Consider the following 22,529-nt stretch of genomic DNA (forward strand, 5'->3'; position numbering starts at 1 on the left):
TCTTCTGAAAGATTCGCTACCGTAGACCCGTGACCACGACGACCGACGAGATCAGCCGCGTCGACTCCAGTACCGCTCGCAACTACCACCCCCTGCCCGTCGTGCTGACCGAAGGGCAGGGCGCCTGGGTCACCGACGTCGACGGGCGGCGTTACCTCGACCTGCTCGCCGGGTACAGCGCCCTCAACTTCGGCCACGGCGACAAGGAACTGCTCGCCGTCGCCCACGAGCAGCTCGACCGGCTCACCCTGACCAGCCGGGCCTTCCACCACGACCGGCTCGCCACCTTCACCTCCGAACTCGCCGCCCTCGCGGGCATGGACCTCGTCCTGCCGATGAACACCGGCGCCGAGGCCGTCGAAACCGCGATCAAGGTCGCCCGGAAGTGGGGCTACACCGTCAAGGGCGTGCCCGCCGGGCGCGCGCGGATCGTCGTGGCCGGCGGCAACTTCCATGGCCGCACCACGACCATCGTCGGCTTCTCCGACGATCCCGTCGCCACCGCGAACTTCGGCCCCTTCACCCCCGGCTTCGACACCGTCCCCTTCGGTGACGCCGACGCCCTGCGCGCGGCCCTCACCGAGGACACCGTCGCCGTGCTTCTCGAGCCCGTGCAAGGGGAAGCCGGTGTCGTGCTGCCGCCCGAGCGCTACCTCGCCGCCGTGCGCGAGGCCTGCACCGAAAACTCCGTGCTGATGATCGCCGACGAGATCCAGTCGGGCCTCGGCCGGACCGGGCACACCTTCGCGTGCGAACACTTCGGCGTCGTGCCGGACGTCTACCTGCTGGGCAAGGCCCTCGGCGGCGGCCTGGTCCCGGTGTCGGCCGTCGTGTCGCGGCGGGACGTCCTCGGTGTCCTGCGGCCGGGCCAGCACGGCAGCACCTTCGGCGGCAACCCGCTGGCCTGCGCGGTCGGCACGGCCGTGGTCCGCAAGCTCGCCACCGGGGAGCCGCAACGCCGGGCCGCCGAGCTGGGCGCGGTCTTCCAGGGACTGCTCGCCGAGCTCCCCGAACGTCCGCCAGGTGCGCAGCCTCGGGCTCTGGGCCGGGATCGACGTCGTCGGGCGCAGCGGGCGCGACGTCTGCGAAGGCCTTCTGAAGCGCGGCGTGCTCGCGAAGGACGCCCACGGCTCCACCATCCGGCTCGCTCCCCCGCTCGTCATCAGCGAGGCCGACCTGCGGCACGCCGTCGCGCAGCTGGCCGAAGAACTCCGCTCGTGAAAGAACTCCTGCGCGGCCACGCCGAACTCGTCGAGGTGGCCGGACGGCTCGTCCCCCGGCGCCTGCCCTTGGGAGCGCTGCACCCGCGGCTCGACGAGGTCGCGCGGATGCCCGCGGGGGTGCGGCTGGAGTTCGACACCGACGCCCGCGGCTTCGGCTGGGACGTCGAGATCACCGGGCCCGGAGACGTCGACGTCGTCATCGACGGCACCCTCGTGCGCCGCGCGCCGACGGTCCACGTCGACGGCCTGCCCGCCGGGCGCAAGCGCGTGCGGGTCTGGCTGCCGCAGTCCAGCCACGTCAGCCTCGGCGCCCTCGACGTGCGCGGTGACGTCGCCCCGGTGCCGGAAGGGCCGCGCTGGATCGCCTACGGCAGCTCGATCACCCAGTGCCGCCTCGCCGCCGGGCCGTCGGAAACGTGGCCCGCGCTCGTCGCGACGGCGCTCGGGTGGTCCCTGCGCTGCCTGGGCTTCGCCGGGGAGTGCCACCTCGACCCGGCCGTGGCGCGATTCATCCGCGACACCGAAGCCGACGTGATCAGCCTCTGCGTCGGCGTCAACATCCACGGCGCCGCGTCGTTCTCCGCGCGCACGCTCGGGCCCGCGCTGGAGGGATTCGTCCGCACGATCCGCGAGGGCCACCCCGACACGCCGATCCTGCTGACCACTCCCCTGTACGCGCCCGAGCGCGAACAGCAGCCGAACGCGCTGGGGCTGACGCTGGCCGACGTGCGGGCCGAGGTCGCGGCCGCCGCGCCGGACCTGCCCGTCGTCGACGGTACCTCGATCCTCGGCCCGGCCGACGCCGGTCTTCTCGACGACGGCCTGCACCCCGGCGCCGAGGGCTACCGCCTGATCGCCGACCGCCTGCGGCCGCACCTCGCCGCCCTCCTCCCCGACCCCGAAGGGCTCCACCCGTGAAGATCCTCGTGCTGCCGGGCGACGGCATCGGCCCCGAGATCACCGCCGCCACCCTCGACGTGCTCGCCGCCGCCGACGACCTGCTCGGGCTCGGCCTCGACATCGAGACCCGGGACATCGGCCTGGCCTCGCTCAAGACCGAGGGCACCACGCTGCCGGACGCGGTCATGGCGCGGATCCCGGAGGTCGACGGCGTCCTGCTCGGCCCGGTCTCGCACTACGACTACCCGCCGCGTGCCGAGGGCGGGATCAACCCGTCGGCCGAGCTGCGGACGGTGTTCGAGCTGTTCGCCAACGTCCGGCCGTGCCGTTCGCGGCCGGGGCTGAGCCTGCTGCGCGCCCCGATGGACCTGGTCATCGTGCGGGAGAACACCGAGGGCTTCTACGCCGATCGGAACATGCACGCCGGCACCGGCGAGTTCATGCCCGACCCCGATCTCGCGCTGTCGGTGCGCAAGGTGAGCGCGAAGGCCGCCGAACGGGTGGCCGTCGCGGCGTTCGAGCTGGCGCGCGGCCGCCGTCGCAAGGTCACCGCGGTGCACAAGGCGAACGTGCTGAAGCTGTCGGACGGGCTGTTCCTGCGCGAGGTCCGGAAGGTCGCCGAGCGCTATCCCGACGTCGAGCTGGAAGAGCTGATCGTCGACGCGACCGCCGCGCTGCTGATCCGCACGCCCGACCGCTTCGACGTGCTGGTCACCACCAACATGTTCGGCGACATCCTGTCCGACGAGGCCTCGGAGCTTCTCCGGCGGGCTCGGCCTCGGCGGCTCGATCAACGCGGGGCACGACCTGTGCGTCGGCCAGGCCCAGCACGGTTCCGCGCCCGACATCGCCGGACTCGGCGTCGCCAACCCGACGTCCCTCGTGCTCTCCGCGGCGATGCTGCTCGACTGGCGCGGCCGCCGCGACGGCAACCCCGCGCTCGTCGAGGCCGCCGACCTGATCTCCGCGGCCGTCGACACCGTGCTCGACGACCCCGCCACCCGCACCCGCGACCTCGGCGGCTCCCTCAGCACCGCCGGGTACGCCGAAGCGGTCGCCCACGCCCTCACGAAGAACGGAAGCCGATGATCCTCTCCGTCGACCCGGCCACCGGCACCGAGCTGGCCCGGTTCAGCCCGCAGTCCCCTGTGGACGTCGAAGCGGCACTCGACGCGGCCGTCACCGCCCAGGCCCGCTGGCGCACCGTCGACGTCACCGAACGGGTGGGCCTCCTGCGCGAACTCGCGCGGATTCTCCGTGACGGCAAGGAGAAGTACGCGCGGCTGATCACGGCCGAGATGGGCAAGCCGCTCGCCGAGGCCGAAGCCGAGATCGAGAAGTGCGCGGTGACGTGCGAGCACTACGCCGGGCAGGCGCCGGCCTACCTGGCCGAGCGGCCGGTCCCGCCGGACAGCGTGGTGGTCTACGACCCGCTCGGCGTGGTGCTGGCCGTGATGCCGTGGAACTACCCGTTCTGGCAGTTCTTCCGCTTCGCCGCGCCCGCGCTCGCCGCGGGCAACGGCATCGTGCTGAAGCACGCGGGGAACGTGCCGCAGTGCGCGCTGGCCATCGCGGACCTGGTCCGAGACGCGGGCACACCCGACGGCCTGGTGCGGGTGCTGCTGGTGGAGACCGACGCCGTCGCCGGGCTCATCGCCGACGACCGGATCGCGGCCGTCACCTTCACCGGCTCGACGCGGGTCGGCGCCGAGATCGCCGCGCAAGCCGGGGCCGCGCTGAAGAAGCAGGTCCTCGAGCTGGGCGGATCCGACCCGTTCGTCGTGCTGGCCGACGCCGACGTGCCCGCCGCCGCGGCCACCGCCGTCACGGCCCGGTTCGTCAACGGCGGGCAGAGCTGCGTCAACGCCAAGCGGTTCATCGTCGAAGAAGCCGTGGCGGACGAGTTCGTCCGGGAGTTCGTCGCCGCGGCCGCCGCGCTGCGGGTGGGCCCGCTGGCGCGGGAAAACCTCCGCGAGGCCCTGCACGACCAGGTCGTCCGCAGCGTCGACGCGGGCGCTTCCCTGCTGCTGGGCGGAAAACCCGCCGACGGGCCGGGCTGGTTCTACCCGCCGACCGTGCTCGACCACGTGACACCCGGGATGGCGGTGTTCGACGAGGAGACCTTCGGGCCGGTCGCCGCGATCACCCGCGTCGCCGACGCCGACGAAGCGGTCACCTTGGCCAACCGCACGGAGTTCGGTCTCGGCGCAGCCTTGTGGACGCGTGACCTCGAGCGCGCCGCCGCGCTGGTGCCGCGGTTCGACGCGGGCGCGGTGTTCGTCAACGGGATGGTCGCGTCCGACCCGCGCCTGCCCTTCGGCGGCGTCAAGAAGTCCGGCTACGGCCGCGAACTCGGCGCCGAAGGGATCCGCGAGTTCACCAACGTCAAGACGGTGTGGCGCGGCCCGGGCGCGACGTCGTTCGCGCCCTCGGTCCTGCGCCCGGCCGAGCTGCCCGCGCACAACCGCGGCGGCGGGGCGAGCACCGTGCCGCTGGTGACGCGCGCGGTCGGCGCGCGGGTGTTCCTCAACGGCACCACGCACTTCGACGGCGGCGCGGGCATCCCGCTGCACACCCACAACTGCCCGGAGAGCGTGGTGATCCTGGACGGGACGGCGATCGTCGAGATCGACGGCACCGAGCACCGCCTCGAACGCGGGGACACGACCTACGTCGACGCGGGCACCCCGCACCGGTTCCGCAACGCGTCGGCGACCGAGCCGATGCGCATCCTGTGGACCTACGCCTCGGTCGATGCGACCCGCACGATCGTCGAAACGGGGGTGACGACCCGCGTCGACGCCGAACACGCGAATGCGAAACTTTCGAAATAGGCCCGATTTCGAAAGTTTCGCGGCGCGCCTCGTTCTTGACGGCGGAAACTGAACGGTTCTACCGTTTTCGCATTCGTTTCCCCGGAAGGGAGAACTCCGGTGCGCCGTTCCCGGATCCGTTCGGCCGTCGTCTTCTTCGTCGCCACCCTGCTCGCCGTCGGCGGCGTGCTCACCGTCACCGGGGAAGCCGCCGCCGCGGCGGTCGAAGACGAGGGCGCGGACTGCCCCGTCTCGGTGCCCGGTTCGTGGCCGTCGACCGCGAAACTTCCCGATCCCTTCAAGAAGATCGACGGCACGCGCATCACCGCGAAGGCCGACTGGCGGTGCCGCCGGGCGGAGATCAAGAAGCTCGCGGAGCGGACGATCTACGGCGAGAAGCACGCGAAACCGGCCAGTGTCACCGGCAGCGTCTCGAACACCGGCATCACGGTGAACGTCTCCGAAAACGGCCGGAGCGCGAGCTTCTCCGCCGGGGTCGAACTGCCGAGCGGGACCGGGCCGTTCCCGGCCGTCGTCGTGGTGGGCGGATTCGGCGCGGACACGGCCACCATCAAGGCCGCCGGGGCCGCCGTCATCACCTACGACCCGCTGGCGGTGGGTAAAGAAGGAACGCCGCGGAACAACAAACAGGGCGCGTTCTACAGCATTTACGGGGCGACGAGCAGCACCGGGCTGCTGGCCGCGTGGGCGTGGGGCGTGAGCCGGATCATCGACGTCGTCGAGCAGTCGGGCGGGCGGATCCTCAAGCCCGACGCGCTGGGTGTCACGGGCTGCTCGCGCTACGGCAAGGGCGCCTTCGCGATCGGCGCACTCGACCAGCGCATCGCCCTGACCATGCCGATCGAGTCGGGCACCGCGGGGGTGCCGATCCTGCGCGGGATCCCCGGCGAGAGCGGTTCGCAGCCGCTGAGCAACGCCTACGGGGAACAGCCGTGGTTCGGCGACGCGTTCAGCGCGTACACCGGCAACCCGGGCGCCCTGCCGGTGGACACGCACGAACTGGTCGCCCTGGTCGCGCCGCGCGGGCTGTTCATCATGGAGAACCCGCACGTCGACTGGCTGGGCGCCCGCTCCGGCAGCGTCGCGGCGTTGGCCGGTGCGGAGGTCTACAAAGGACTCGGCGCGGGCGAGAACATCACCTACTGGTCCGACGTCCAGGACGGCACCCACTGCGCGTCCCGGCCCGAATGGCGGACGCCGCTGCAGCAGAACATCCAGAAGTTCCTGCTGAAGACCGGCAGCGCGGCGGGTACGTTCCGGATCTCGGCCAAGAAGGCCGGGAACCTGGCCGAGTGGCGGGACTGGCCGACCCCGACCCTCACCGACGGCCCAGGTACGACCACGCCGACCACACCGACGACGCCGCTCCCGGTCGGCTGCACGGCCACGGTGTCGGTGAACCAGTGGTCGGGCGGGTTCGTCACGACGGTCCGCGTCACGGCGGGCGCCGCGCCGATCACCGGCTGGACCGTCACCGCGACGCTGCCCGCGGGTGCCGCGATCACCAGCGCGTGGAACGCGGGGCGCAGCGGCGACACCGGCACGGTCCGGTTCACCAACGCCGGCTTCAACGGCAACCTCGGCGCGGGCCAATCGACCGAGTTCGGCTACCAGGGCACCGGAACCGGCACGGGGACGACCGCGACCTGCGGTTAGTTGCGTCTAACGCAATCCGCTCTTGCCAAAGTTGCGTGGCACGAGCCGCGTCGCGGCTCCTAACTTCGGACTCGAACCGAGTTCACCGAAGAAGGAGCACCCCATGCACGTGTTCGTCACCGGCGCGACCGGCTGGATCGGCTCGGCCGTCGTCGACGACCTGCTCGCCGCCGGGCACGAGGTCACCGGCCTCGCCCGGTCGGAAGCCGCGGCCCTGGCGCTGGCCAAGAAGGGCGCGCGGGTTCGCCGCGGCGACCTCGACGACCTGGCCGGCCTGCGCGACGGCGCCCTCGACGCCCAGGGCGTCGTCCACCTCGCCAACAAGCACGACTGGGCGAACCCGGCCGAGAGCAACCGAGCTGAGCGGGCGGCGGTCGAGACGATCGCCGACGCCCTGGTCGGCACCGACCGGCCGTTCGTCCTCGCCGCCGGGCTTTCCGGTCTGGTCCGGGACCGTCCCGCGGTCGAGACCGACGTCTCCCCCGAGGTCGGCCCCGGCGCCCACCGCGGCGGCAGCGAAAACCTCGCGCTCGAATACGCCGAGAAGGGCGTGCGGGCGGTCAGCGTCCGGTTCGCCCCATCGGTGCACGGCGTCGGCGACCACGGGTTCCTCGCGGCCATCACCGCGTCGGCCCGCGAGCACGGCGTCTCGGCCTACCTCGGCGACGGCACCACGGCGTGGGCCGCGGTCCACCGCCCCGCCGCGGCCGAGCTCGTCCGGCTCGGCCTCGAGGGCGCGCCAGCCGGGTCGCGCCTGCACGCCGTCGCCGAGGAAGCCGTCACGACTCGCGCGATCGCGGAGGCGGTCGGGCGCGTCCTCGGCCTCCCGGTGGTTTCGCTGGCTCCGGAGGAGGCGGCCGGGCACTTCGGGTTCGTCGGCCGGTTCTTCGGGCTGGACATGGCCGCGTCGAGCGCGATCACCCGCGAACTGCTCGGCTGGACGCCGACCGGCCCCACGCTGGTCGAGGACATCGAGGGCGGTGCGTACGCGTGAACCCGACCGTGACGGCGTTCATGCTGGTCAAGACCACCCCCGATTGGCTCGCCCTCACGGTCGAGCAGCGGATCGAAGCGTTCCGGACCCAGGTCGTCCCGGCCATCGAGGAACGGACGAAGGGCGTGCGGTCGCGGTTCTACGACACCGAGTTCTACTCGGCGCGCGTCACCGACGTCTGGGTCTGGGAGGCCGTCGACCACGAGGCCTACCAGCTGCTGGTCGACGCGTTGCGCGAGACGCCGTTCTGGGACCGCTGGTTCGAGGTCGCCGAGATCCTGGTCGGGGTCGAGAACGGGTACGCGCGCAACTACGGCGTCGACGCGGTCGCGAGCGTCGCGACCTAGATGTGATGTCCAGGGACGTTGTCCCGAGTTGAGGTGACCCGTTGGTGGCCTGTCGCACAGACAGGTGAAGGCCTCCGGTTGTGAAGTGGAGCTGTCTAGGAACCGCTTCATCCACCGGAGGCCTTCGTGTCCCACCCTGACCCTACGCACCCGACTACGCCTCGCGCGCCTGAGCGTCGAGCAGGGCTGGACCTGCACCGCAGCGGCGAAGATGTTCATGGTCGCCGCCAAGACCGCCGCGAAAGGGGCCGACCGCTACCGCACCGAAGGCGTGGCCGGGATGACTGACCGCAGCCCGGCCCGCACCCCCGAACACCTGGTCCGGGCGATCGTGCGGCTGCGGTGGCGCAAGCGGCTGGGCCCGGCCCAGATCGCCGGCCGGCTCGCTGATCCATATGGATGTCACCAAGTTCGGCAACATCCCCGACGGCGGTGGGCACCGCTACGTCGGCCGACAGCAAGCGAGCGCCACAAAGCGCCACTCCTGGCCTGCCCCGCAGTGCCGACTACAAGCCCCGCACCGGCACCGCCTTCGTCCACACGGTCATCGACGACCACTCCCGCGTCGCGTACGCCGAAATCCACGCCGACGAAACCGCCGCCACCGTAGTCCTGCGCCGGGCGGTCGCTTGGCTCACCAGCCACCGCAGACCAACGGAAAGATCGAACGGTTCCACCGCACCCTCGCCGAGGGCTGGGCCTACGCCCGCCTTTACCCGTCCGAGAGCCAGCGTCGGGCGGCGCTACCGGGCTGGTTGCACTTCTACAATTATCACCGACCCCACAGCTCAACCGGCGGCAAGCCGCCGGCCACCCGGCTGACCGACCTCCCAGGACATCACACCTAGAGCACGAACCCGGCCGGGAACGGGTCGTCCGGGTCGAGGAGGTAGGTGGCGGTGCCGGTGATCCACGCCCGGCCCGAGAACTCGGGGATCACCGCCGGCACCCCGCCCACCTCCGTCTCGCCGACCAGCTCGCCGGTGAACGTCGTGCCGATGAACGAGCTGTTCTCGAACGGCGTGTGCAGCGGCAGCTCGCCGCGCGCGTGCAGCTGCGCCATCCGGGCGGACGTGCCGGTGCCGCACGGCGAGCGGTCGAACCAGCCCGGGTGGATGGCCATCGCGTTGCGCGACGCGCGGGCGTCCGAGCCGGGGGCGAGGAACTGGACGTGCTTGCAGCCGCCGATCAGCGGGTCGGCCGGGTGCTTCGGCGGCCGCTGCTCGTTGATCGCCCCCATGATGGCCAGCCCCGCGGTCAGGATCCGGTCCTTTTCGGACCGTTCGAATGGGATGTCCACTTGGGACAGGTCGAGAATGGCGTAGAAGTTCCCGCCGTAGGCCAGGTCGTAGCGCACCTCGCCGAGGCCGGGCACGTCGACGACGGCGTCGCGCTCGGCGAGGAACGACGCGACGTTGCGGAGCTTGACCCGCTCGGCCCGGCCGTCGCGCACGTCGACCTCGGCGTGCACGAGCCCGGCCGGGGTGTCCAGGCGCACCACGGTCTTCGGCTCGGTCACCTCGACCATGCCCGTCTCCACCAGCACCGTCGCGACGCCGATGGTGCCGTGGCCGCACATCGGCAGGCAGCCGGACACCTCGATGTAGACCACGCCCCAGTCGGCGTCCGGCCGGGACGGCGGCTGCAGGATCGCGCCGCTCATCGCCGAATGGCCGCGCGGCTCGTTCATGAGGAACTGCCTGAGGTGGTCGAGGTGCGCCATGAAGTGCCGACGGCGCTCGGCCATCGTCTCGCCGGGGATGACGCCGACGCCGCCGGTCACGACCCGGGTGGGCATGCCTTCGGTGTGCGAATCGACCGCCGTGATCGCGCGGGAGGACCGCATCTACGCCACCCCCAGCGCGGCCAGCGCGCGGCCCATGTCGGCGCGGACCTGTTCGCGGTGGACGTCCGAGAGCGGTCCTCGCGGCGGGCGGCACGGCCCGCCGTAGCGGCCGACCATGTCCATGCCGAGCTTGATGGCCTGGACGAACTCGGTGCGCGAGTCCCAGCGGAACGCGGCCACCAGCGGTTCGTAGAGGGCCTTGGCCTCCTCGAGCTTGCCCGCGGTGGCCAGCTCGTACAGCCGCGCCGACTCGGCCGGGAAGACGTTGGGGAACCCGGCGAACCAGCCGGTCGCGCCCATCAGCAGGCTTTCCAGGACGACGTCGTCGGCGCCGCTGATCACGGCCAGCTCCGGGGCGCATTCGCGGATCTCGAGCACGCGCCGGACGTCGCCGGAGAACTCTTTGACGGCGACGACGTTGTCGATCTGCGCGATCTCGGCCAGGAGGTCGGGCGTCAAGTCGACTTTCGTGTCGAAGGGGTTGTTGTAGACCATCACCGGCAGCCCGGCCGAGGCCACCGCTTCGAAGTGGGCGAGCACCTCGCCGCGGTTGGCGCGGTAGAGCGTCGGCGGGAGGCAGAGCACGCCGTGGGCGCCGTCCTCGGCGGCGGCTTCGGCCCAGTACTTGGCCTGGTGCGCGCCGGGGCCGTGGACGCCGACGACGACGATCCCGTCGTTCCCGACGGCGTCGATCGCGGTGCGGGCGACGCGGCGGCGCTCCTCGTCGGTGAGCGAGGAGTACTCGCCGAGCGACCCGTTCGGGCCGACGCCGCGGCAGCCGTTGTCGACGAGCCACCGGCAGTGCTCGGCGTAGGCGTCGTAGTCGACCGCGAGCCCGGCCGGGGCCGAGTCGTCGACGCGGTAGGGCAACGCGGCGGCGACGACCACGCCGCCGAGGTCGCGGGTGCTCATGCTGGGGTCTCCTTCGGGTCGGCGAGCTCGCCCAGACGGATCGGCTGGGCGATCGGACGGTGGTGGCGTTCGGCGCCGCCGCAGAGTTCGGCGACGGTCGGGCCGCACATCCGGCCTTGGCACGGCCCGAGCCCGGCGCGGGTGCCGAGCTTGAGCGCGTGCGGCCCGGGCGCGGCCGGATCGGCGACGGCGGTTTTCAAGTCGCCGTAGGTGGTTTCTTCACACCGGCAGACGATCGTGTCGTCCCGCAGCCAGCCGGGCCAGGCCGCGCCGATCGGGTGCGCGGCGGCGAGCCGTCCGGCGAAGGCGCGAGCCCGATCGCGACGGCGGAGCAGCCGACGGGACGGTGTCCCACCGGCGGCCACGCACCCGGCGACGGCGCCTTCCGCCGCGGCGCCGACGGCACCACCGATGCCGGTGATCTCCCCGGCGGCGAAGACGCCCGGGACGCTGGTGTGCTGGTGGTCGTCGACGCGGACGAAGCCGCCGTCGAGCAGGCACCCGGCCGCGACGGCGAGTTCGGGTTGCGGCACGAAGCCGTGTCCGACGCAGACAGCGTCGACTTCGCGGGTGCGTTCGGTGCCGTCCACTGTGGACCAGTCAGGGCGGGTTTTCGCGGTGACGACTTCGCGGACCCGGTCGTCCCCGCGCGCTTCGACGACGGCACGGCCGAAGTGGTACGGCACGCGGTGGCGGACGAGGGTGGTGACGTACCGGGCGAGTTCGGCGGCTTTGTGTGTCTGGAGGCCCCATCCTTTGAGGACGGTCGCTTTCGAGCCGGCCTCGAGGACGGCTTCGACGGTGACTCCGACCTTGAGGAGCGATTCGGCGACGGGGAGCAGGAAGGGACCGGACCCGGCGACGAGCACGCGCCGTCCGATCGCGACGCGTTCGCCCTTCGCGAGGGCTTGGGCGGCGCCCGCGGTGTAGACGCCGGGGAGCTGCCAGCCGGGGAAGGGCAGGGTGCGGTCGTGGGCGCCGGTGGCGAGGATCAGGGCGTCGGGGTCGAGGGTGTGGCGGTGCCGCCGGGTGCCGTCGGCGGGGCCGCGCAGGACATGGACGCGGCGGCCCTCGACGGCCCAGACCGTGCTTTCGGGCCACCAGGTGCAGCGGTCGAGGATCTGCTGCCGCCGTTCGGAGGCGGCCCGCTCTTGGCGGGATTCGTAGGCGGCGGGGAGAGTCCGGTGGTACTGGCCGCCGGGGGCGTCGGCCTGGTCGAGAACCGTGACTTCGGCACCGGCGCGGAGCGCGTGCTCCGCCGCCGCCAGCCCGGCCGGTCCGGCGCCGATGATCACGATGCGCCTCATGCGCCCTCCTGCCGGGACTGGGTGCGGATCTCGTCGCCGTCCGCGGCGCGGCGGCGGCATGCCCGGACGTCCGGCACCCCGTTCACCGTCAGCACGCAGTCGAAGCACGCCCCGATGCCGCAGAACACCCCGCGAGGCGCGCCGGATCTCGTGGTGCGCCAGGACATCCGGCCGGCCGCGAGCAGGACACCCGCCACCGTCTGGCCCGCGATGCCCGTCACCGGCTCGCCGTCCACCGTGAGCCGGATCGGGCGGTTCGTCCCGTCGCCGGGGGCCAGGTAGCCGCTCATGCCGCCAGCACCGCCGGACGGTCCACAGTGAACTCGCCGACCGGCATCGACGGCGTCGCGCCGGTGAGCAGCTCGCGCACCAGCCGCGCCGTGCCCACGCTCAAGCCGATTCCCGCGCCCTCGTGCCCCGTCGCGTGCCACAGCCCGGCCAGCCGCGGGTCCTCGCCCAGGACCGGCAGGTGGTCGTCGACGTACGGCCGGAACCCGCCGTACGCCCGCATCACCGCCACGTCGGCCAGGGACGGGAACAGCCGCAGCGCCGTCGCCGCGATCGCGCTCAGCACGTCCGGGCGGAGCGCGTCGTCGAACCCGACCCGGCGGCGCGAGGAACCGATCAGCACCGTGCCGCCGCGGGTCGACTCCACCACCGCCGACGTCTGCAGCTCGCCGTCGCCGGAACCGACCGCGCCGACGTAGTCCGCGTCGTAGACCTTGTGCCGCACCACGCCCGGCATCGGCGTGGTCACCAGGACCTCGCCACGCCGGGGCCGGACCGCGATCGGGGCACCCAGGCGCGTCGACACCTCGCCCGCCCACGGACCCGCCGCGTTCACGACGACGTCCGCGTCGAGCACCTCGCCAGGCACGCGGACGCCGGTGACGCGGCCGCCCGTCACGCGCGCGCCGATCACCTCCGTGTCCACGCGCAGCCGGGCGCCGCGGGCGAGCGCCGCGCCCAGCAGGGCCAGCGCCGCCCCGGCCGGTTGCACCTGCGCGTCTTCCGGGTAGCGGACGGCCACGGTCACCTCCCGCGTCACCGCGGGTTCGGCCACGGCGAGTTCCGCCGCGGACAGCGGTTCGACGCGCACCCCGGCCGCGGCCTGCGCCTCGGCGAACGCGGTGAGCGCGCGGCCCCCGGCGTCCGTGGTGGCGACGACGATGCCGCCCTTGGCGTCGAACTCCGTCCGCGGATCCCGGAGGTCGGCGACGGCTTCCGGCCACAACCGCGCCGAAAGCCGCGCGAGCACGAGTTCGGGGCCGGGTTCCTTGTCCGAGACCAGCAGATTGCCCTCCCCGTGGGAGGTGGTGCCGCCGGCGGGACGGCCGCGGTCGAGCACCAGGACGTCGAAGCCCGCCAGGGTCAGCTCCCGAGCGCACGCGGCCCCGACGACCCCGGCGCCGATCACCACCACCCGCGTTCGGTTCATCGACCCTCCAGCGTTCGGTATAGCGAACGATCGGAGGTTAGGTCTCCTGAGCCGGAGGTGTCAACGGGTGCGGCCGCCCGTCGAGCCGTTCCCCGGCGCGGTACTGCAGGAGCAGCACGGAGTGCACGGGGGCGGCGAGGGCGGTGTAGCTGTGGGGCTCGCGGGCGTCGAAGGCGACGTAGTCACCGGGCCCGAGGTCGACGGTGTGCCCGGCGACCTCGACGTGCAGTTCACCGGCCTGCACGACGGTGTGCTCGACGCCGACGTGGCCTTGCGAGCGTTGCGGGGCGTCCCCGCGGACGACCTGGTCGTAGACCTCGAAGACGCTGTCGTCGGCCTCGATCCGCCGCAGCGGCCGCAGGTCGACGCCCTCGCCGCGAAGCACCTCGACCTCGGCGGCGCGCACGACGGTCAGCCCGCCGCGAGGCCGGTGGTCCAGCAGGTCGGAGATGGCGACTTCGAGGACCCGCGACAGGCTGAAGACGGTTTCGATGGTCGGGTTGCCGGTGCCGGCCTCGAGCTGCGAGAGGGTCGCCTTGCCGATCCCGGAGCGCCGGGACAGCTCCGACAGCGACAGGCCCCTGGCGGAGCGCGCCTCGCGCAGGTTCACCGCGAGCATGTCGCGGATCGACGGCCCGCCGTCTTCTGCCACGTTCGTCCTGCCGTTCGGTAAAGCGTACATTCGCCCGGTCCTTCGTTCGGCTTGCCGATCGGGCCAGGGCCATGATGCCACGGCACCGCCCGCCCGACGCCGTTGTGGCACGGACCGGCGCCGAGCTGCCACACTGGACGGGTGACGCCTCGCCGACCGCCCGCGCCCGTGATGGGGCTGCTGGCTGCCGCGGGTCCGACGTTCGGTGCGCTCGCGGCGTACACCGGGCAGCCGTCGACGGCGCACTTCGTCTGGCTGGGGATCATGGTGCTGACGCTCACCGGCACCGCGTGGTGCGCGGAGCTGAAGCCCCGGAAGGGCTCGAAGCGCGCGCTCCTCCAAAAAAAAGCGGTCAACCTGCCACGCTTTGCCGGTTCCCTGGCCTGGTGACCGAGTCGGGAGCACGGCGGTGACCAGCGAATTCGGGGTGTTTCTCCGGCAGGCGCGAAAGCGGAAGTCCCTGGGACAGGAGGAATTGGCCCGGGACGCCGACGTGTCGGTCCGCACCGTCCGCCGGCTGGAGGCAGGCGACCATTCCCGGCCTCAGTTCCAGACAGTGCAGCGGCTGGCCCACGCGCTGGATCTGGGTCCGGCCGACCGCGAGACCTTCCTGAGGACGGCGGGCTTCCCGGAGGCGGACGCGGTCATCGAGCCGGTCGGCGAGTTCGGCGAACTGCTCCGCCAGGTACGCAAACAGAAGTCCCTGACGCAGGAACGGTTGGCGGATCGCGCGGAGGTGTCCGTGCGCACCGTCCGGCGGCTCGAGAGCGGGGACGCCCTCGGCCTCGTGGTGGACACGGTGCGGCAGCTGGCCGACGCCTTGGGACTGCGGCCGGGGTCGGCGGAGCGCGACAGCTTCCTACGCGCCGCCGTCGACGGCCGCGCGTAGGTCGTAGACCACCAAGGTCTGCTCCGGCCGCTCGGCCACATGAAACGAAGCGTGCGGCACGGTGACCACCCCCAGCCGCGGGTGGCGGAGGCGTTTGTGGCCCGCCTGGCTGAACCGGATCTCGTACCGCGGCCACCACGCGCGCACCTCGGAACTCGCCTCGGTCAACTCGGCCACGAGCCGCGTCACGCGGGGGTGCTCCGGGTTGCGGCCCGCGATCGCGCGCAGGCGGGCCAGGATCGTGCGGGCCTCGCGCTCCCAGTCCACCAGGACCTCGCGCGCGGCGGGCTCGGTGAACATCCAGCGCACGACGTTGCCGCCCGGCGCCATGCCCTGGAACAGCTCCTCGGCCGCGGCGTTGTGCGCGAGGACGTCGTAACAGATGCCGGTCACGTACGCGGGGTTGTCGCCCAGCAGGGCCGGGACGCCCGCGACCTCGGGCGCCACCTCCTCGGGGACGTCCGAATCCGGCGTCTCGGCCCCACCGGCGAGGCGGCGCAAGTGCTCCCGCTCGGCGCCGGACAACCTCAACGCCCGGGCCAGCGCGTCGAGCACCTGATCGGACGGACGGACGGCGCGGCCCTGCTCGAGGTAAGTCAGCCAAGTGGCGCTGATGCCCGCCAGCAGCGCCAGCTCCTCGCGGCGCAACCCGGGCGTCCGACGCCGTCCGGTGACCGGCAGGCCCGCGTCGGCCGGCGTGAGCCGCTCTCGGCGGCTGCGCAGGAACGTGCCCAGCTCGACACTCACCCTGGAACCTCCAGTACCAGAATAACCGGATTCTGGATACCAGCTTAACGCCGCGCGAGGCTGATCTCATGCGTGCTTGGACTGTTGCTGCACAAGACGACGACGTTCGCCTCTCCGACGTGCCGGAGCCTGCCCTCCGCGGCGGTGGCGTGCTCGTGGAGGTGCTCGCCGCCCACCTCCCGGCGTACACGAAAGCGGTGGTGAAGGGAAACCGCGGCGGCTTGCCCGTCCCCCTGACGCTGGGGCCCTCGTGCGTCGGGCGCGTGCTCGACGTGGCTCCCGACGTCTTCCACGTCGCCCCGGGCGACATCGTCCTCGACACGGCCCTGCTCGACGCGGGCGAAGGCGACGAGATCCTCGTCGGCTGGGTCGGCCTGGGCGGTTCCGGTGACGGCAGCGCCCGCACCGACCGGATGCGCGCGGTGTGGCGCGACGGTGTCTTCGCGGAGAAGGCCCTCTGTCCCAAAGAGACGATGATCAAGCTGCCCGGTGCGGAACACCACCCGGACCTCGCTCGCCTGGCGTTCCTGCCGTGGCTCTGCATCGCCGCCGCGGGCCTGCACGCGGCGGGCTCGCTCACCGGCCGTGACGTCGCGGTGCTCGGGGCGACCGGTCAGCTGGGCGGCGCGGCGGTGCTGGTCGCCCTGGCGGAAGGCGCCGCGACCGTGACCGCGGTGGGGCGCAACGAAGAGGCGCTCGACCGCCTCGCGAAGCTGAGCCCCCGCGTGCGTGTCCACCGGCTGACCGGCGACCGGGCGGCGGACGCGGCAGGCATCGGCCCGGTGGACGTCGCCCTCGACGCGCTCGGCGCCACCCCGACCGCGGACGCGACCATGGCCGCCTACGACAGCCTGCGCCCGCGCGGCACCCTCGTGCTCGTCGGCGGCGTGCGCCAGGACCTCCCCATCCCGTACGGCGACCTGATGCACCGCCGGATCACCCTCCGCGGCTCCTGGATGAGCGACGCGGACACGGTGCGCACGGTGTGGAACCTCGTCCGCGCCGGGCTCCTCGATCTGTCCGCGATCGAGCTGCTGACGGCCGGGCTCGACGACCCGGCGGCCGCCCTCGACCTGGCGGAACGCACGACGGGCCTCGGCTTCGTCGCGCTCGTGCCGTGAGCACGAGGCGCCGACAGCTCCTTGACGAACCGCGTGCCGGTCCTTAGGTTGTCCGGACATAGGACGTCAGACATCCCATGTCCCCTCGGCGAGGAGGCGGTACCGGTGGCACCGATCCGCAGGTTCGGCACGATTCTGCTCGCGGCGGCGGCCGCGTGGTTACCCTTTGTCCCCGCGGCTTCGGCCGCGACCGGGTGCACGTCCTCGGTGCCCTTCACCTCCGGCACCGAGGGCTACGACACCTTCCGCATCCCGGCCGTGGTCCGCGCCGGGGACGGCGCGCTGGTCGCGTTCGCCGAAGGCCGGCGCGACTCTGCGGGTGACTCGGGCGCGATCCAGACCGTGTCCCGCACCTCGCGCGACGGCGGCTGCACGTGGAGCCCGCTGTCGGTGGTCGACGACAACGGCGACGCCACCGCGGGCAACCCCACGCCGGTGCTCGCGCGCGACGGCGACCTCGTGCTCCTGACCGTCCACAACGGACTCGTCTCGGAGAAGCAGATCATGTCCGGGCAAGCGTCCGCACAGGACACCCGGCGCGTGTTCGTCCGGCGCAGCGACGACGACGGCCGCACGTGGAGCGCCGCGCGCGACATCACCGCGGAGACGAAACTGCCGGACTGGCGCTGGTACGCCACCGGCCCCGGGCACGCGACCCTGCTGCGGCACGGGCCGCACGCGGGCCGGATCGTCGTGCCCGCCAACCACTCCAGCGCGCCGCCGCCCGGCTCGGCCGACGTCGGCACCGAGGCGAAGTACTACGGCGGCCACGACCTCTACAGCGACGACGACGGCCGCACCTGGCACATCGGCTTCACCGGCGACCGCACCGACGGGGTCGTCGCCGCGAACGAGACGACGGCGACCGAGCTGCCCGACGGCACGCTCTACTTCTCCAGCCGCAACCAGGGTTCCGCGGCCGAACACCGCGTCGACGGCTACAGCACCGACGGCGGCCGGACGCTCGTGCGGCCGTACCAGGTGCAGCCGACGCTGTCCGGGCCGAAGGTCGAGGGCAGCGTGCTGCAGACGACGATCCCGGGCCTGCTGGTGTTCTCCGGCCCCGCCGACCCCGCCACGCGAACGGTCATGCGGCTGCGGCTCAGCACCGACCGGGGGCACACCTGGCAGCCCGGCCGGACGCTGACCACCGGCCCGGCGGCCTACTCCGACCTCGTCCAGCCGGGCCCCGGCACGGTCGGGGTCCTGTACGAGACGGGGACTGCCGGTCCCTACGAGCGCATCGTGTTCCAGCGGCTCCCGCTGGGCCAGCTGGGCTGATGCGAAGACGCAGCCGCGGCGCCGTCCCGGAGGTCGACGCCGCGGCTCGCGCTCAGTCCGTGAGGATCGCCGGGTCGCTCGTGCTCGGGCGGCCCGTCTCGACGTGGCCGGCCAGCCGCCGCAGGAACTTCGGGTCGTGGTCGGCGGTGATCGTGACGTCGTACCAGTTGTTGCTGCGCCGGGTCGGCACGGTCTCGACCACCCGCGCGCCGGGCCGCAGCCGCCGGGTCGTCGTGTGGTGCCCGTACGCGTCGGTCACCGTCAGCTTCACCGCGGCCGTGCCGGGGTTCGTCAGCACCAAGGCGAGGTCATCGCCTTCGCGGCGCACGCTCACCTCGGGTCCGGCGGCACTCCCCCGGAACTGCCGCAGGAAACCGTTCGGCCCGTGGGCGGTGTAGTCGTAGCCGCCCGACGCCGGCAGCGCCGCGGTGAGCGAGCGGCCCGCCCCCGCCGTGTACGTCCGCGGCGCACCCGACGGCGTGACGACGTAGAACGACGCCCCCGCGCGGCCGTGGTTGGCGAACGTCACCTTGAGGTCGCCGCCGAACACGACCGCGTCGGCCGCCAGGTCGTACGGCAGCGCCCGGGCCGGCCGCAGCCCGCGCTCCTGCTTGGGCAGCACGGCCTGGGCCGGGACCTTCGGCACGTAGTCCGGGTGCCGCTCGCGGTCCGGCGGGAAGTAACCGGCGGTCTCCGGCAGGGCGGGCACCTTCGTGTCGGTCCGCGCGAAGTCGAACGCCGAGGTCAGGTCGCCGCACACCGACCGCCGCCACGCCGAGATGTTCGGCTCCTCGACCCCGAACCGCCCCTCGATGAACCGGATGATCGACGTGTGGTCGAACGTCTCCGAGCACACCCAGCCGCCCTTGCTCCACGGCGAGACCACCAGCATCGGCACGCGCTGGCCGAGCCCGTACGGGCCGGGCTGCTGCGCCGACCCGGTGTAGATCTCGCCCGTGGTGTCCACAGTGGACTGCCCGGCGGTGGCGTAGGGCGGGATCACGTGGTCGAAGAAGCCGTCGTTCTCGTCGTAGGTGATGAACACCGCGGTCTTGCTCCAGACCTCCGGGTTCGCCGTCAGCGCGTCGAGCACCTGCGCGATGTACCAGGCGCCGTAGTTCACCGGCCAGTTCGGGTGCTCGCAGAACGCCTCCGGCGCCGCGATCCACGACACCTGCGGCAGCCGGTTCGCCTTGACGTCGGCGCGGAGGCGGTCGAAGTAGCCCTCGCCCGCCTTCGCGTTCGTGCCGGTGCGGGCCTTCTCGTACAGCGCGTCGCCGGGCTTGGCGTTGCGGTAGGAGTTGAAGTACAGCAGGGAGTTGTCGCCGTAGTTGCCGCGGTAGGCGTCTTCGATCCAGCCCCAGCCGCCGGCGGCGTCGAGGCCGTCGCCGATGTCCTGGTAGATCTTCCACGACACCCCGGCCCGCTCGAGCCGCTCGGGGTAGGTCGTCCAGGAGTAGCCCTTTTCGTCGTTGCCGAGGACCGGGCCGCCGCCGACGCCGTCGTTGCCGGTGTAGCCGGTCCACATGTAGTAGCGGTTCGGGTCGGTCGAGCCCATGAACGAGCAGTGGTAGGCGTCGCACACGGTGAACGCGTCGGCGAGCGCGTAGTGGAACGGGATGTCTTCGCGGGTCAGGTACGCCATCGTGGTCGAGCCCTTGGCGGGCACCCAGTTGTCGTACTTGCCGCCGTTCCACGCCGCGTGCGTGTCGTTCCAGCCGTGCGGGAGGTCCTGGATGAACTGCAGGCCCAGGTTGTCCGCTTCGGGCCGGAAGGGCAGGATGTCCCGCTTGCCGTCCGACTGCGCCCAGACCACCTTGCCGTTGGCCAGGGTCGCCGGCCGCGGGTCGCCGAAGCCGCGCACCCCGCGCAGCGTGCCGAAGTAGTGGTCGAACGAGCGGTTCTCCTGCATCAGCACCACGACGTGCTCGACGTCGCGCACCGTCCCGGTGCGGTGGTGGGCGGGGATTTCCGCCGCGCGGGCGATGCTGGTGGACAGGGCCGAGAGGGCGGCGGTGCCGCCGGCCAGCTGCAGGAACCGTCGACGGTTCACGTCGGTCATGAGGACTCCGGGGGTTCGTGGTGGAGAGCCGGGCCAGTATCTTCGGTACACCGAGAACCTAGGCCCGGCCCGGAGCCAACTCCAGGAGAAACCCTCGTGAACGCCTGGCGTCCGGTCAGAGCCGCGACACCTGGTAGTGCGCGATCAGCCAGGTGTCGCCCGTCCGGCGGAGCAGGACGCCGAGGTGGACCGGGAGCGGCGGCCGGTCGGTGAAGCCGAACTCGACACCCGCGTAGCCGAGCACCAGGTCGTCGGCGAGGCGGCGGGCCTCCAGCACCCGGTAGTCGGCGGTCAGGCCGAGCGGCTGGGCGTCGTAGTACTTCGCGACGCCGTCGCGGCCCACGCTGTAGGGGTGCAGGCCCTGGAAGATCGCGTCCTCGGTGAAGTGCCGGGCGACGCGGTCGGGGTCGTGCGCGCCGACGGCCGACCGCCAGCCGTCGAGCACGCCGGTGAGGATGTCCCGTGCGGTGGTCATGGTGGTTTTCCTCTCCTCGGCCAGGGAAGTCAGTGGCCGGCGCTCTGGCCGCCGTCGACGTGCAGGATCTCCCCGGTCACGAACGGCGCGTTCTCCAGGAACAGGACGGCGTCGACGATGTCGCCGATCTCCCCCAGCCGCCCGACCGGGTGCAGGCTCGCGAGAGCGTCGTGGGTTTCGGCCGGGTGCATCGGGGTGCGGATGATGCCGGGCGACACGGCGTTCACCCGGACCCCGCGCGTCGCATACTCGATCGCGAGGGACTTGGTGACCGAGTTGAGGCCGCCCTTGGTCAGTGACGCCAAGGCCGACGGCACGGCGCTGTTCGCGTGGTCGGTGAGGCTGGTGGTGATGCTGACGACGTGCCCGCCGTCGGCCATCGCCGCGATGGCCCGCTGCGTGACCTCGAAGAAGCCGCGCAGGTTCACGCCGGTCACCAGGTCGAAGTCGGCGGCGGTGTACTCGGTGAACGGCTTGGCGACGAAGACGCCGGCGTTGTTGACCAGCGTGTCGACGCGGCCGAACGTCTCGAGGGCGCGCTCGATCACGCGGGCGCCGACCGCCGGGTCGGCGATGTCGCCGGCGACGGTCAGGATCCCGGCGTCGCCGGCCGGGGTGATGGACCGCGAGTTCGCGACCACCTGGTAGCCGAGCTTGCGGTACGCCTCGACCAGTGCCGCGCCGATGCCCTGCGAGGCGCCGGTGACGACCGCGACCTTCTGCGTGCTCATGACTGTGGACCTCCTGTGGGGGAATGGTTCGTTCGTCCTGAGCCGACTGTGCGGCGGGCCGGGGCGGCTTCGCCACGACCGGTTCGCTCCCAGCTGGGAGGTCTGTCCTCCCACCGCATTAAGCTGCCACAATGGAGCTACGCCAGCTTCGGTACTTCGTGGCCGTCGCCACAGAACTCAACTTCGGCCGGGCCGCCGACCGCCTGCGCATCGCCGGGCCGTCCCTGTCCCAGCAGATCAAGGCGCTGGAGCGGGACCTCGGCGTCCGGCTGTTCGACCGCGACCGCCGGTCGGTCACGCTCACCGAGTGCGGCGAGTCGCTGCTGCCCCGGGTCCGGGCCCTGCTGGAGCAGGCGGACGAGCTGCGCCGGACCGCGGCGGGCATCGCCGCGCGGGAACCGGTCCGGCTGGGCTACGTCAACTGGCATCCGGCCGACCTGATGGACCGGGTGGCGGGGGTGGCGCACCTGCACGTCGACACGTGGGTGCTGCCGTCGCACGCCCAGCTGCGCCGCGTCGCCGACGGCAGCCTCGACCTGGCGATCTGCTGGGCCCGCGCGGCCGAGCTGGCCGAGCACGGGCTGGCCGGGCGGCTGCTCGGCGCGGACCGCCTGCACGCGATCGGCACCGGCACTGGCCCGGTCCGCGCCCGGGACGTCGTCGTGCTGGTCGACGACGACACGGAAAGCTGGGCTTCCTGGAACGCTTTCGCGGAGGAGTTCGCCCGCGACACGGGCGCGACCGTCGTGCGCACCGAGGACGGCGGGGTGACGGGCCCGGCGTTCTTCGACCACGTGCGACGGCTGCGGCGGCCGGTCCTCAACTCGCCGAAGGGCCAGACGGCCCCGGTCCCGGCGGACCTCGCCCGGCGGCCGGTGGTGGACCCGGCGCCGTTCTGGACGTGGTCGCTGGTGTCGCGGCAGGACGAGACCCGCGCGCCGGTCCTGGCGGCGGTGGAGGCGCTCAGCCGGGAGGTCGGGCCGGGAGTGCTTGACCCGGCCGGGTGGCTGCCCGCCGACGACCCGCACACCGCACGACGCTAGAGCGCGATCCGGCCGGAGTCCTCGGCGGCGGCAGCACGTCGGGAGGTCGCCGCGGACCCGTCCCGAACCGC

At 72.7% G+C, this 22,529-nt stretch carries 20 protein-coding genes and 2 pseudogenes; 12 read left to right on the forward strand and 10 right to left on the reverse strand.

What is annotated here, in order from left to right; genetic code table 11:
* Positions 1-29 precede the first annotated feature (29 nt).
* From rocD to QP939_RS44990, 7 genes and pseudogenes are all read left to right on the forward strand, one after another.
* Positions 30-1,221: pseudogene (gene rocD, locus QP939_RS44960) on the forward strand (ornithine--oxo-acid transaminase).
* Positions 1,222-1,328: 107 nt separating this feature from the next.
* Positions 1,329-2,141 (forward strand): GDSL-type esterase/lipase family protein, encoded by an 813-nt coding sequence (locus tag QP939_RS44965; protein ID WP_285459990.1) that lies wholly within the window; start codon positions 1,329-1,331, stop codon positions 2,139-2,141.
* A complete protein-coding gene (locus QP939_RS52340; protein ID WP_285452946.1) occupies positions 2,138-4,957 on the forward strand; it encodes an aldehyde dehydrogenase family protein in 2,820 nt (939 codons plus the stop codon). Before QP939_RS44965 ends, QP939_RS52340 begins: the two co-directional genes overlap by 4 nt.
* 99 nt (positions 4,958-5,056) lie before the next feature.
* The gene (locus QP939_RS44975) at positions 5,057-6,613 is read left to right on the forward strand and encodes a glucuronyl esterase domain-containing protein (protein ID WP_285452947.1); all 1,557 of its coding nucleotides are present in this window, start codon (positions 5,057-5,059) and stop codon (positions 6,611-6,613) included.
* A gap of 103 nt (positions 6,614-6,716) precedes the next feature.
* Positions 6,717-7,607, forward strand: coding sequence for an SDR family oxidoreductase (locus tag QP939_RS44980; RefSeq protein WP_285452948.1), 891 nt, complete (start codon positions 6,717-6,719; stop codon positions 7,605-7,607).
* Positions 7,604-7,954, forward strand: a complete 351-nt coding sequence (locus QP939_RS44985) for a darcynin family protein (protein WP_352249131.1) — start codon at positions 7,604-7,606, stop codon at positions 7,952-7,954. Before QP939_RS44980 ends, QP939_RS44985 begins: the two co-directional genes overlap by 4 nt.
* Positions 7,955-8,090: 136 nt before the next feature.
* Positions 8,091-8,802, forward strand: a pseudogene (locus tag QP939_RS44990) (integrase core domain-containing protein).
* On the opposite strand, the gene QP939_RS44995 reads toward QP939_RS44990, so the two are convergent.
* The 6 genes from QP939_RS44995 to QP939_RS45020 are packed head-to-tail and all read right to left on the reverse strand — an operon-like array spanning position 8,799 to position 14,139.
* The gene (locus QP939_RS44995; protein ID WP_285452949.1) at positions 8,799-9,800 is read right to left on the reverse strand and encodes a proline racemase family protein; all 1,002 of its coding nucleotides are present in this window, start codon (positions 9,798-9,800) and stop codon (positions 8,799-8,801) included. The pseudogene QP939_RS44990 and the gene QP939_RS44995 overlap by 4 nt on opposite strands.
* Positions 9,801-10,712 (reverse strand): dihydrodipicolinate synthase family protein, encoded by a 912-nt coding sequence (locus QP939_RS45000; RefSeq protein ID WP_285452950.1) that lies wholly within the window; start codon positions 10,710-10,712, stop codon positions 9,801-9,803.
* The gene (locus QP939_RS45005; protein WP_285452951.1) at positions 10,709-12,019 is read right to left on the reverse strand and encodes an FAD/NAD(P)-dependent oxidoreductase; all 1,311 of its coding nucleotides are present in this window, start codon (positions 12,017-12,019) and stop codon (positions 10,709-10,711) included. Before QP939_RS45005 ends, QP939_RS45000 begins: the two co-directional genes overlap by 4 nt.
* Positions 12,016-12,309 carry a (2Fe-2S)-binding protein gene (locus tag QP939_RS45010; RefSeq protein ID WP_285452952.1) on the reverse strand — a complete coding sequence of 98 codons (294 nt, stop codon included), beginning with the start codon at positions 12,307-12,309 and terminating at the stop codon, positions 12,016-12,018. Before QP939_RS45010 ends, QP939_RS45005 begins: the two co-directional genes overlap by 4 nt.
* Entirely contained in the window at positions 12,306-13,457 is a 1,152-nt protein-coding gene (locus QP939_RS45015; protein WP_285452953.1) for an NAD(P)/FAD-dependent oxidoreductase, read from the reverse strand. Before QP939_RS45015 ends, QP939_RS45010 begins: the two co-directional genes overlap by 4 nt.
* Before the next feature lie 37 nt (positions 13,458-13,494).
* Complete coding sequence (locus QP939_RS45020) at positions 13,495-14,139, reverse strand: helix-turn-helix domain-containing protein (RefSeq protein ID WP_285452954.1); 645 nt, start codon at positions 14,137-14,139, stop codon at positions 13,495-13,497.
* A 111-nt stretch (positions 14,140-14,250) separates the two neighbouring features.
* Between QP939_RS45020 and QP939_RS45025 the strand changes: the two genes are divergently transcribed.
* On the forward strand, positions 14,251-14,499 hold the full coding sequence (locus tag QP939_RS45025; protein ID WP_285452955.1) for a hypothetical protein: 249 nt from the start codon (positions 14,251-14,253) through the stop codon (positions 14,497-14,499).
* 19 nt (positions 14,500-14,518) lie between these two features.
* A complete protein-coding gene (locus tag QP939_RS45030; RefSeq protein WP_285452956.1) occupies positions 14,519-14,998 on the forward strand; it encodes a helix-turn-helix domain-containing protein in 480 nt (159 codons plus the stop codon).
* On the opposite strand, the gene QP939_RS45035 is transcribed toward QP939_RS45030, so the two are convergent.
* Positions 14,969-15,745: a helix-turn-helix transcriptional regulator gene (locus tag QP939_RS45035; RefSeq protein WP_285452957.1), complete on the reverse strand. Its 777-nt coding sequence runs from the start codon at positions 15,743-15,745 to the stop codon at positions 14,969-14,971. The genes QP939_RS45030 and QP939_RS45035 overlap by 30 nt on opposite strands.
* A gap of 119 nt (positions 15,746-15,864) precedes the next feature.
* On the opposite strand from QP939_RS45035, the gene QP939_RS45040 reads away from it, so the two are divergent.
* Together QP939_RS45040 and QP939_RS45045 are read left to right on the forward strand one after the other, a co-directional pair.
* Positions 15,865-16,866 (forward strand): zinc-binding dehydrogenase, encoded by a 1,002-nt coding sequence (locus QP939_RS45040; RefSeq protein WP_285452958.1) that lies wholly within the window; start codon positions 15,865-15,867, stop codon positions 16,864-16,866.
* A gap of 105 nt (positions 16,867-16,971) precedes the next feature.
* Positions 16,972-18,147: a sialidase family protein gene (locus tag QP939_RS45045; protein WP_352249139.1), complete on the forward strand. Its 1,176-nt coding sequence runs from the start codon at positions 16,972-16,974 to the stop codon at positions 18,145-18,147.
* Between the two features lie 52 nt (positions 18,148-18,199).
* On the opposite strand, the gene QP939_RS45050 is transcribed toward QP939_RS45045, so the two are convergent.
* The 3 genes from QP939_RS45050 to QP939_RS45060 form a co-directional block, all read right to left on the reverse strand.
* Positions 18,200-20,209 (reverse strand): phosphocholine-specific phospholipase C, encoded by a 2,010-nt coding sequence (locus QP939_RS45050; protein WP_285452959.1) that lies wholly within the window; start codon positions 20,207-20,209, stop codon positions 18,200-18,202.
* 115 nt (positions 20,210-20,324) lie between these two features.
* The gene (locus QP939_RS45055) at positions 20,325-20,684 is read right to left on the reverse strand and encodes a YybH family protein (RefSeq protein WP_285452960.1); all 360 of its coding nucleotides are present in this window, start codon (positions 20,682-20,684) and stop codon (positions 20,325-20,327) included.
* Positions 20,685-20,713: 29 nt separating this feature from the next.
* Positions 20,714-21,415: an SDR family NAD(P)-dependent oxidoreductase gene (locus tag QP939_RS45060; RefSeq protein ID WP_285452961.1), complete on the reverse strand. Its 702-nt coding sequence runs from the start codon at positions 21,413-21,415 to the stop codon at positions 20,714-20,716.
* 131 nt (positions 21,416-21,546) lie between these two features.
* Here QP939_RS45060 and QP939_RS45065 point away from each other — a divergent pair, with 131 nt between their 5' ends.
* A complete protein-coding gene (locus tag QP939_RS45065; RefSeq protein ID WP_285452962.1) occupies positions 21,547-22,458 on the forward strand; it encodes a LysR family transcriptional regulator in 912 nt (303 codons plus the stop codon).
* Positions 22,459-22,529 lie beyond the last annotated feature (71 nt).

The organism is Amycolatopsis nalaikhensis, assembly GCF_030264295.1.
Classification (GTDB): domain Bacteria; phylum Actinomycetota; class Actinomycetes; order Mycobacteriales; family Pseudonocardiaceae; genus Amycolatopsis; species Amycolatopsis nalaikhensis.